This is a genomic window from Aquipuribacter aurantiacus (genome assembly GCF_051216895.1).
GTDB lineage: Bacteria > Actinomycetota > Actinomycetes > Actinomycetales > JBBAYJ01 > Aquipuribacter.
Window position 1 is genome coordinate 1 of sequence record NZ_JBPKAO010000034.1, and the last position, 1492, is coordinate 1492.

2 protein-coding genes and 2 pseudogenes are annotated in these 1492 nt (G+C 73.9%); 2 read left to right on the top strand and 2 right to left on the bottom strand.

The genetic code is table 11. The features are described 5' to 3' along the window. Nucleotides 1-206: pseudogene (locus ACR80Q_RS18240) on the bottom strand (hypothetical protein); the annotation flags it as partial. A gap of 132 nt (nt 207-338) precedes the next feature. Further along, nucleotides 339-707, bottom strand: a complete 369-nt coding sequence (locus tag ACR80Q_RS18245) for a DUF4870 domain-containing protein (RefSeq protein WP_435379076.1) — start codon at nt 705-707, stop codon at nt 339-341. Nucleotides 708-785: 78 nt separating this feature from the next. Here ACR80Q_RS18245 and ACR80Q_RS18250 point away from each other — a divergent pair, with 78 nt between their 5' ends. Beyond that, a complete protein-coding gene (locus tag ACR80Q_RS18250; protein ID WP_435379076.1) occupies nt 786-1154 on the top strand; it encodes a DUF4870 domain-containing protein in 369 nt (122 codons plus the stop codon). A gap of 132 nt (nt 1155-1286) precedes the next feature. Then, nucleotides 1287-1492, top strand: a pseudogene (locus ACR80Q_RS18255) (hypothetical protein); the annotation flags it as partial.

The window sequence follows — 1492 nt, forward strand, 5'->3', positions numbered from 1 at the left end:
TGGTACCCGCCGGGCTGCTGGGGCCCGGGCTGGCCGTAGGACGGCTGACCGCCCTGCGGCGGCGGGCCGTACGGACCGGGCTGGGCGGGACCGGGCTGGGCGGGACCAGGCTGCCCGCCCGGCTCACCCGGGCTGGACTGTCCGTAGCCACCCTGGGAGTACGGCGGGGGCTGGTTGGGGTCTGCGGGGGTGTTCGGGTCAGTCATGTCAGGTCCTTCGTCGGAGACGTCTCCCGTCGAACGTACTGCTAGCCGGGCCGCTGGGGAACGACGTCGACCCGGTCGTACGGCGTGTCCACGCGGTCGCGGTCCCCGGTCGCCGGCCCGGTGACGCAGCGGTCAGCGGACGAAGCGGATGGTGAGCGGGTACCGGTACCAGTCACCCCGGGAGGAGGCGATGGCCGCGATCACCGTGAAGACGGCGGCGGCCACGAGCAGCGCGCCGCCGGCGAGGGCCCACAGGGGTGCCAGCACGCCGAACGTGATGATCGTCAGGAGACCGCCGAGGGCGGCCACGCCCAGCCCGTACAGCAGCACCGAGAGCTGGAAGTTGAGCGCCTCGGCGGTGTGGTGGCGCACGAAGGGACCGCGGTCCTTGAGGACGAGGAACAGGACCAGCGGGGCGAGGAAGGGCAGGGCGACCAGGCTCCCGGCGATCCACGACAGGTGCGTCACGGTCGACCACGTCGTCTCGTCCGAGGGGGTCATCGGGGCCGGACCACGCCCGGCGGGGTAGGCGGGCCCGGCGCCGGGCCCGCCTACCCCGCCGGGCGTGGTCCGGCCCCGATGACCCCCTCGGACGAGACGACGTGGTCGACCGTGACGCACCTGTCGTGGATCGCCGGGAGCCTGGTCGCCCTGCCCTTCCTCGCCCCGCTGGTCCTGTTCCTCGTCCTCAAGGACCGCGGTCCCTTCGTGCGCCACCACACCGCCGAGGCGCTCAACTTCCAGCTCTCGGTGCTGCTGTACGGGCTGGGCGTGGCCGCCCTCGGCGGTCTCCTGACGATCATCACGTTCGGCGTGCTGGCACCCCTGTGGGCCCTCGCCGGCGGCGCGCTGCTCGTGGCCGCCGCCGTCTTCACGGTGATCGCGGCCATCGCCTCCTCCCGGGGTGACTGGTACCGGTACCCGCTCACCATCCGCTTCGTCCGCTGACCGCTGCGTCACCGGGCCGGCGACCGGGGACCGCGACCGCGTGGACACGCCGTACGACCGGGTCGACGTCGTTCCCCAGCGGCCCGGCTAGCAGTACGTTCGACGGGAGACGTCTCCGACGAAGGACCTGACATGACTGACCCGAACACCCCCGCAGACCCCAACCAGCCCCCGCCGTACTCCCAGGGTGGCTACGGACAGTCCAGCCCGGGTGAGCCGGGCGGGCAGCCTGGTCCCGCCCAGCCCGGTCCCGCCCAGCCCGGTCCGTACGGCCCGCCGCCGCAGGGCGGTCAGCCGTCCTACGGCCAGCCCGGGCCCCAGCAGCCCGGCGGGTACCA

Coding starts and splice junctions, on each gene's coding strand:
- ACR80Q_RS18245 (WP_435379076.1), bottom strand. CDS start 707: ATGACCCCCTCGGACGAGACGACGTGGTCGACCGTGACGCACCTGTCG.
- ACR80Q_RS18250 (WP_435379076.1), top strand. CDS start 786: ATGACCCCCTCGGACGAGACGACGTGGTCGACCGTGACGCACCTGTCG.